General features: G+C 69.7%; 9 protein-coding genes and 1 riboswitch. Of the genes, 6 read left to right on the forward strand and 3 right to left on the reverse strand.

What is annotated here, in order from left to right; all coding sequences use genetic code 11:
- Nucleotides 1-171: 171 nt before the first annotated feature.
- Together AC3XYG_RS07550 and AC3XYG_RS07555 are read right to left on the reverse strand one after the other, a co-directional pair.
- The gene (locus AC3XYG_RS07550; protein WP_489139197.1) at nt 172-663 is read right to left on the reverse strand and encodes a 6,7-dimethyl-8-ribityllumazine synthase; all 492 of its coding nucleotides are present in this window, start codon (nt 661-663) and stop codon (nt 172-174) included.
- A 75-nt stretch (nt 664-738) separates the two neighbouring features.
- A riboswitch (FMN riboswitch) is annotated at nt 739-901 on the reverse strand.
- A gap of 70 nt (nt 902-971) precedes the next feature.
- Nucleotides 972-2,276, reverse strand: a complete 1,305-nt coding sequence (locus tag AC3XYG_RS07555) for a hypothetical protein (protein WP_489139198.1) — start codon at nt 2,274-2,276, stop codon at nt 972-974.
- A gap of 134 nt (nt 2,277-2,410) precedes the next feature.
- On the opposite strand from AC3XYG_RS07555, the gene AC3XYG_RS07560 reads away from it, so the two are divergent.
- From AC3XYG_RS07560 to AC3XYG_RS07575, 4 genes are all read left to right on the forward strand, one after another.
- Nucleotides 2,411-2,854, forward strand: a complete 444-nt coding sequence (locus AC3XYG_RS07560; RefSeq protein WP_489139199.1) for a GFA family protein — start codon at nt 2,411-2,413, stop codon at nt 2,852-2,854.
- Nucleotides 2,855-2,954: 100 nt separating this feature from the next.
- Nucleotides 2,955-3,209, forward strand: a complete 255-nt coding sequence (locus tag AC3XYG_RS07565; protein ID WP_489139200.1) for a type II toxin-antitoxin system VapB family antitoxin — start codon at nt 2,955-2,957, stop codon at nt 3,207-3,209.
- Nucleotides 3,209-3,598, forward strand: a complete 390-nt coding sequence (locus AC3XYG_RS07570; protein ID WP_489139201.1) for a type II toxin-antitoxin system VapC family toxin — start codon at nt 3,209-3,211, stop codon at nt 3,596-3,598. The genes AC3XYG_RS07565 and AC3XYG_RS07570 overlap by 1 nt, the downstream gene beginning before the upstream one ends.
- 78 nt (nt 3,599-3,676) lie before the next feature.
- Nucleotides 3,677-4,612: a helix-turn-helix transcriptional regulator gene (locus tag AC3XYG_RS07575; protein WP_489139205.1), complete on the forward strand. Its 936-nt coding sequence runs from the start codon at nt 3,677-3,679 to the stop codon at nt 4,610-4,612.
- Here the strand turns inward: AC3XYG_RS07575 and AC3XYG_RS07580 are convergent.
- Nucleotides 4,548-5,843, reverse strand: a complete 1,296-nt coding sequence (locus AC3XYG_RS07580; protein WP_489139202.1) for an SLC13 family permease — start codon at nt 5,841-5,843, stop codon at nt 4,548-4,550. The genes AC3XYG_RS07575 and AC3XYG_RS07580 overlap by 65 nt on opposite strands.
- Between AC3XYG_RS07580 and AC3XYG_RS07585 the strand changes: the two genes are divergently transcribed.
- Both AC3XYG_RS07585 and AC3XYG_RS07590 read left to right on the forward strand, forming a co-directional pair.
- A complete protein-coding gene (locus tag AC3XYG_RS07585) occupies nt 5,832-6,104 on the forward strand; it encodes a hypothetical protein (protein ID WP_489139203.1) in 273 nt (90 codons plus the stop codon). The genes AC3XYG_RS07580 and AC3XYG_RS07585 overlap by 12 nt on opposite strands.
- A 272-nt stretch (nt 6,105-6,376) precedes the next feature.
- Nucleotides 6,377-7,459, forward strand: coding sequence for a 3-deoxy-7-phosphoheptulonate synthase (locus tag AC3XYG_RS07590; RefSeq protein ID WP_489139204.1), 1,083 nt, complete (start codon nt 6,377-6,379; stop codon nt 7,457-7,459).
- Nucleotides 7,460-7,716 lie beyond the last annotated feature (257 nt).

The raw sequence follows: 7,716 nt of genomic DNA on the forward strand, positions 1-7,716 counted from the left end.
GATCCGCCAGCCTTCCTCACAACTGTCATGCCCGGACTTGATCCGGGCATCCAGAGACTGTCGACATTCTCTGGATTGCCGGGTCAAGCCCGGCAATGACAGTCGGAGGGATCCCAAGACGATGTTGGGTTCGCCAAGCAAGGCGAACCCAATCGACGCGGTGCGTGCGGTTTAAGCGGCCGCGCGCAGGCCCCGGCCGCGCAGCTTCGCGACCGCGGCCACGGTGGCGAGGGCAGCTTCCGCCACCTCCTTGCCCTTGACCAGGAAATGCTCGCGGAAGAAGGCGGTGTGGGTTTCGTGCTCGTGGAAATGCTGCGGCGTCAGCACGGCCGACAGCACCGGCACCTCGGTGTCGAGCTGCACCCGCATCAACCCGTCGATCACGGCGGTGGAGACGAATTCATGGCGGTAGATGCCGCCATCGACGATGAAGCCGGTGGCCACGATCGCATCGTAGCGGCCGGTCTTGGCCAGAAGCTGGGCGTGCAGCGGGATTTCGAAAACGCCGGGCACCTCGAACAGATCGATCTCCGGGGCCTGCTTGCCGGACTTGGATATCTCCGCCAGGAAGGCGGTCTTGCACTGGTCGACGATGTCGCGGTGCCAGCACGCCTGGATGAAGGCGATGCGGCCGGTGTCGATGTTCGACGGGGACTGATTCATGGTCTTCCTCATGCAACAGGACCAGAATCAGGGCATACGGGACCAGGGCCCGGGGATGGACTCCCGGTCTGGCTGGCCCGTTCTCTTTCATCCGGACTATGACCGTCGGCTTCGGGATCGCACCGAATCTGCTGACCCCACCGGTTGACCCGGTGGGCGCTCGCGGGCTCATGCACCCTCCCGAAAGAGAGATGCCATCACCGCCGGTGGGGACTTACACCCCGCCCTGAGAACGTTCGCCGCCCGGGGGATCCGGACAGCTAATTCGAATATCGGGAGACGACGGACGCTTGGCAAGCCCCGCCGCGTCATAAGAGCCCGTTTGGTAATGCTACTGGTGTGGCCGTCTGATGGCGGTGTCTCCGCTTCCGGTGCTCACGGACCCAAAAGTCCGCTGCGCGCCGGTTCTCGAAACCACCACCAGCCGACTCACGCCAGCGCATTTCCAAACAGCCTCTAAGCCGGCCCGACCGCGTCACAGGCAGTTGCGCAGCACCAGATCGAGCACGATGCGGTCGGTGGCGGTCAGGGTCGCAGTCTCGGACCAGGAATTCCCCCAGTTCGGCGGCACGTCGCCGCCCAGGGTGACCGGCTGGCCGCCGCGCAGCGCCGCGGCCTCCGCCGCCGTCAGGTCTGCCGTCAGGAAACCCCAGCCATCGTCGGTCGCCCGGGAGTCGGCCGGATCGATCGACCGCTCGGCGCCAGCGGCCGGCTTGGCGGGGTCGCCCAGCGTCACGGTGGCGGTGACCGGCGTCGGGCACGTTGTTCTTCTCGGTGCCCCAGCGGCGGCTGAGCATCATCACCACCGTCGCCGGCTTGGCCTTGCGGCAGAACAGGGTCAGCGTGTCCTCGTCGCCGCTGTTCGGCCCGATGCTGTGCCTGGCCACCGCCACCGCGCCACCACGATAGGGCTCGACATGCCACGGGGTGCGGCTCTCGACCTCGGTGTTGTCGATGGCGAAGGCGGTGAGATCGGCGGCCTCCAGCGGCTGGGATGCGGCGCCCGGCACCAAGGCGAAGCGGGGCCCGAGCTTCGCATCCGCCCCCATCTCGGCGAGATAGGCCCCGATCCGCGACGCCAGCATCTGCCCTTCGGCAAGGCCCTTGGCCGGGGCCAGGCCCGGCCGGTCCGCCAGCAGTGACGCCAGCACCAGCCGGCCAGGCTGCGGCTGGCGTTCCTGCCCGCCCAGGAAGGCCAGGACGCAGGCGCCCTCGCACTGGCCGGCGATCCCGGCCTGGATCGGGTTGCCGGCATCGGCATCCGGGTCGGGCACCGTCCGGCCGACCGATGTGGTGCAGCCGGCCGCGCGCAGGGCCCGGCCCAGCGCCATCGCCGCCTCGGCATCGCCGCCCGGCGAATCCAGTGTCACCGGCTCGGCCGAATAGCAGGCCGTCCAGTCTTCGCCCTTCAGGAAGGCGGCGAAGGCGGCCGGCGTGTCGGCGGTGATCTGCCCCTCGGCGGCCACCCATTCGCAGCCCAGGCAATTGCCGCCGTTGCCGGCCAGGGCAAAGGTCATCGGCCCGGTGGCGCGCGGCGGCGGGTCGGCCGCCAAAGCCAGCAACGGCAGCAGGGCGGCCAGTCCGCCGGCGATCCATGGCACTGTGCGTCGCACCGGTAATTCCTTCTCCAGAACTCCACGAAGCCGCGGTGACGCCCCGGTGACACCGCATGGCGGAGCCGGCACAATGCCGCGCCGCCGCCGACGGCACCCTAATAGCCGGATTCGGGCGGCAGGAGGGCGAAGCGATGCCAGATCATACCGACCAGACCGGCGGCTGCCTGTGCGGCGCGGTGCGCTATCGGGTGACCGGACCGATGCGGCAGGTGCTGGCCTGCCATTGCGGCCAGTGCCGCCGCACCCACGGCCATTTCGCCGCCTATTCCGGCTGCGCCGCCGGCGATTTGGTGATCGAGCGCGACCGGGCCCTGCGCTGGTACTCCTCCTCAGCCGACGGCCGGCGCGGCTTCTGCGGCGATTGCGGCGCCAGCCTGTTCTGGCGGCTGGAGGGGGGCCGCACCGTCAGCATCGCCGCCGGCTCGCTGGACGGTGCCACCGGGCTGCACATGGCCGGCCACATCTACACCGCCGACAAGGGCGACTATTACGCAATCGCCGACGACGCGCCGCAATGGCCGCAGGACCCCGACACGGCGTCGCCGGACTATCCCGTGGTGCCCGGGCTGGGGTGACCATGCCGCAAGCTGAGCCGGACGAGGAGCCGGATGGCCATGGCCAGCCCGCGATTTCTTTGGTAGAATCTACCTGACTAGGTACCTAGGAACCGACACAATGGCCCTCAGCATCAAGGATCCGGAAACCGAAACCCTGGCCCGGGAACTTGCCCGGCGAACCGGGGAATCGATCACCCAGGCCACGAAGCGAGCCCTGGAAGACCGGCTTCGTCGTGTCGCCGGTGCCAGGAAGACCCCCATGCTGCTGGACGATCTGGCCGCCATCCGCCATCGGGTTTCGGCCTTGCCGGTGTTGGACAACCGCAGCCCGGATGAGATCCTCGGCTATGACGAGACCGGGATGCCGCGCTGATGGTGATCGACACGTCGGTCATCCTCGCGATCTTCTTGAATGAGCCGGGGGCAGCCGAACTGGAGCGAAAGATCGCCGAGGATCCGGTCCGGTTGATTTCCGCCGCAACGCTGGTCGAGGCGGGCATCGTGATCGAATCCCGGCTCGGCGATGCGGGCGGCCGGGAACTCGACATCTGGCTGCATCGTCTGGAAGCAGACACCGTGGCAGTGGATGCCGAGCAGGCGGAAATGGCTCGGCGAGCATGGCGCCGCTATGGCAAGGGCCGGCACCCGGCTGCCTTGAATTACGGCGACTGCTTCGCCTACGCCCTGGCCGCGACGCGAAACGAGATCCTGCTGTTCAAGGGAGACGACTTCAGCCGGACCGACCTGGCCCGCGCGCCGTAAGGACGGCCGCCGCGGCATCGGCTATCATCGCGGCGGATCGAGGCGGTGGACTCCGGGGAGTATCGGCGAGTGGCGGATATGGGTGTGGCCGGGCTGGCGCGGCATTTCACGGCGGGCGGCGGGCCACTGCGGCGCGACGATGCCGGCGCCGCGGTGCGGTTCACCTGCCGGGCCCGCGATGCCCTGCGCAATGTGCGCTTTCCCGCTCCGGCCGTGATCTTCGTGCTGGATGGCGAGAAGGAATTCCATGTCGATGGCCGCCGCCTGGCCGTCCTGTCCGGCGACGCCGTGCTGCTGTCGCCGGTCGAGGCGATCGACGTGGTCAACATCCCGCCGGCCGACCGGCCCTACCGCTCCGTCATGATCGACTTCGCCGCGCCGGTGCTGGACGCCTTCCGCCGCGGCTTCCCCGAGCTGGCGGCGCAAGGCCGGCCGCCGGCCCCCTTCGCCCGGCTGAAGTCCGGCCGGCTGGTCGAGGCGGCGGACCATGCGCTGGCCGGCTTCGCCGCCGACCCCGGCCTGTCGGCCGAGGCGATGCGGCATCGGCTGGTCGAACTGCTGCTGCTGCTGGCCGAACAGGGCATCACCTGGCGCCCGGCCACGGCGGAGCGGGCCAGCGAGCGGCTGCGCCTGCTGGTCGCGGCCCAGCCTTCCGCCGACTGGACCGGCGCCGAGGCGGCCAGGCGGCTGGGCATGAGCGAGGCGACCTTGCGTCGTCGCCTACGGGCCGAGGGCAGCGGCTTCACCCGGATCCTGACCGACACGCGGCTGGACCACGGCATGGTGCTGCTCTACGCCGCGGCCGGGTCGATCGCCGAGGTGGCGCTGGCCTGCGGCTATCGCTCGCCCTCGCGCTTCGCCGGGCTGTTCCGCGCCCGGTTCGGGCTGATCCCGTCCGCCCTGCGGCCTGGTGACCGGCCGGCCCTGCCCCTGCCCTCGGCGATAGAGGTCAGCCCAGCCAGCCGAGCAGCGCGAACCAGCCATAATCCAGCGGCGCCAGCACCAGGAAGGTGATCGCCGCCAGCGCCAGGCTGAGGCGCAACCCGGCCCTGAACGGCACCCGGCCCATGCCCATCGCCACCACCAGCGGCGCCGCCTGGTAGGGCAGGAACGGCGTGGAGAAGCCGATCACCTGGACCATCAAAACCGTCAGCAGCGGCAACCCCGAGGCATCGGCGAAGGATTGCGCCAGCGGCGTGAACAGCGCCGGCACGCCATTGGCCGTGACCACGAAGCTGAGGGCCGAGGTGACGCCGATCAGGGTGGCGAAGCTGCGCGCCGGCGCGGCGGGGTCGAGCGGCGCGACCCGCAGCAGCGCATCGCCGATCACCGTGCCCAGGCCGCTCTGCCCGACCAGGGCGGCGAGGCCGAGGATGCCGGCGACATAGATCGAGGTGCGGTGGTTGACGTCGCGGCCGAACTCCTCGCCGGTGACGAAGCCGATCCGCGGCATCAGGCACAGGCAGGCGGCGGCGAGGCCGACCCAGGCCGGCGACACGCCATGCACTGAATCCGTCAGCCACAGCAGCAGGGTGGCGCCCAGCAGCACGGCCAGCCGTACCTCGGCCGCGGAGACAGGTTTGGCGGTTTCGGCCGGCGCCGCGCCCGACACCGTGTCGCGGAACAGCCAGCAGACGCAGCCGGTCAGGGCGATGCCCTTGAGCAGGCCGAGCACCGGCGCATGCAGCAGCAGATAGGGCAGATAGGCCAGGTGCAGCCCGTAATTGGATTCGATCGCCCCGGCCATCACCAGGTTCGGCACATTGGCCGGCAGGATCGAGGCTGAGAGCTGAAAGGTGCCGAAGCCGACCGCCAGCGCCAACCCGTTCCGGCCGCGCCGGCCTTCGCCCAGGCCCACCCGGTCGGCCAGCGCCATGACGATCGGCATCAGCAGCGCGATCCGGCCCATGTTCGACGGCATGACGAAGGCCAGGGCATAGGTCAGCCCGACCACGCCGGCAACCAGCCGGGGGTAGGAGCCGGACAGGTGCGTTGCCAGCAGCCGGGCCACCCGCTCGGCCAGTCCGGTGTTGCGGATGGCGAGGCCGAGGACATAGCCGCCGAGCACCAGCCAGAAGGCGGCCGAGGCGAAGCCGGAGAAGATGGTGGCCGGCGGCGCCAGCGCCAGGATGGTGGCGGCGGCGAAGAACAGCAGGGCCGTCAGGTATTCCGGCAGCTTCCCGGTCGCCCACAGCCCCACCGTCGCCGCGACCACCAGGCCGGTGACCCAGAGATGCCCGTCCACGATGCCCCGCCTTCGCGATTCGCCCCACGGGACGATTGCAGAGTTCGGGCCGGGCCGGAACACCCGCCGGCGCTGGTGGCCGGCATCCGGGCCGGATCCTGGCAGGTCGAAGACACCAGGCTGGCGGCGATCCTGCTGTTCGATGGCATGCATGGCGCGGTCGATGCGGCCATCGTCGCCGGCGATGCCGACCGCGCCGGGCTGACGCGCCGGCTGTCGACCCTGTTCCCGCGCATGCTGGGGGCGGAGAGCGAGGCCTGAGCGGCTTTCCCCTGCCCTTTCGGACACTTTCCGAAAGGGTGATGGCGTTTCGCGCAAGAACCCTCGTGACAAAGCCGGCGGGGTGACCTATATGCACGACATGACCTGTGTCCGCGCCCGCACCTATTTTTGGTACTTTAGCTACCCGCTTTCAGCGGCGGAGCGAGGGTGCGCGTGATCTGAAGACCGATCCACAGACGTCCCGAGAGCCGCCAGACCCCCTGGCGGCTTTTTTTATGCCGCCGGTGTGGTGAAACCCAGGAGCCCATGCCGTGTTGAAGACCACAGACGACCTTCGCATCCTTGAGATCAAGGAACTGAGCACCCCCGCCGAGGTGATGCGCGAATTCCCGCGCGACGCCGTGGCGACCCGCACCGTCACCGAGAGCCGCCGCGCCCTGCACGACATCCTGCACGGCACCTCCGACCGGCTGGCGGTGGTGATCGGCCCGTGCTCGATCCACGATCCCGACGCCGCCCTGGACTACGCCGCCCGGCTGCTGCCGCTGCGCGAGCGGTTCGGCGACACGCTGGAGATCGTCATGCGCGTCTATTTCGAGAAGCCGCGCACCACGGTCGGCTGGAAGGGCCTAATCAACGACCCGGACCTGGACGGCAGCTTCCAGATCGACCGCGGCCTGCGGCTGGCCCGGCAACTGCTGCTGCAGATCAACGCGCTGGGCCTGCCGGCGGCCTGCGAGTTCCTGGACATGACCACGCCGCAATACATCGCCGACCTGGTCGGCTGGGGCGCGATCGGCGCCCGCACCACCGAAAGCCAGATCCACCGCGAGATGGCATCCGGCCTGTCCTGCCCGGTCGGGTTCAAGAACGGCACCGACGGCAATGTGAAGATCGCGGTCGACGCGGTCGGCGCCGCCTCGCAGCCGCATCATTTCATGGCGGTGACCAAGACCGGCCGGTCGGCGATCGCGTCGACCACCGGCAATGAGGACGCGCACATCATCCTGCGCGGCGGCAAGGCGCCGAACTACGACGCCGCCAGCGTCGCGGCCGCCGGTGCCGAACTGGCCAAGGCCGGCCTGCGCCCGGCGATCATGATCGACGCCAGCCACGCCAACAGCAGCAAGAAGCCGGAGAACCAGCCGCTGGTGATCGAGGACGTGTCGCGCCAGGTCGCGGCCGGCGACCAGCGGATCATCGGCGTCATGGTCGAAAGCCACCTGGTGGCCGGGCGGCAGGAGCTGGTCCCGGGCAAGCCCCTGGTCTATGGCCAGAGCATTACCGATGGCTGCATCGGCTGGGACGAGTCGGTTGCCGTGCTGGAGCGGCTGGCCGAAGCGGTCGCGGCGCGGCGAACTGTAACAGCACAGACGTTGACGGCGACCGCCTGAGACGGGATCATTCCGCCATGATCCGCACCGCCCGAGCTACCACCACCAGCAAACGACGTCGCCCCACGGCGACGGCGGTGCTGTGGTGCGCCGGGAGAGGCGGGGGATCCGTCGGGGCCAGCCCCGGCTGATCCCACCGGACCCCGACCACCGCAACCCGCCGTCCCCCCCGACCGGCGGGTTTTTTCTTGCCGGTCACCGTCGCCCCCCGAAGGACCAGACCATGAGCCAGCCCGACCTGCTGATCCGCCGTGCCA

This window comes from Inquilinus sp. (assembly GCF_057815775.1).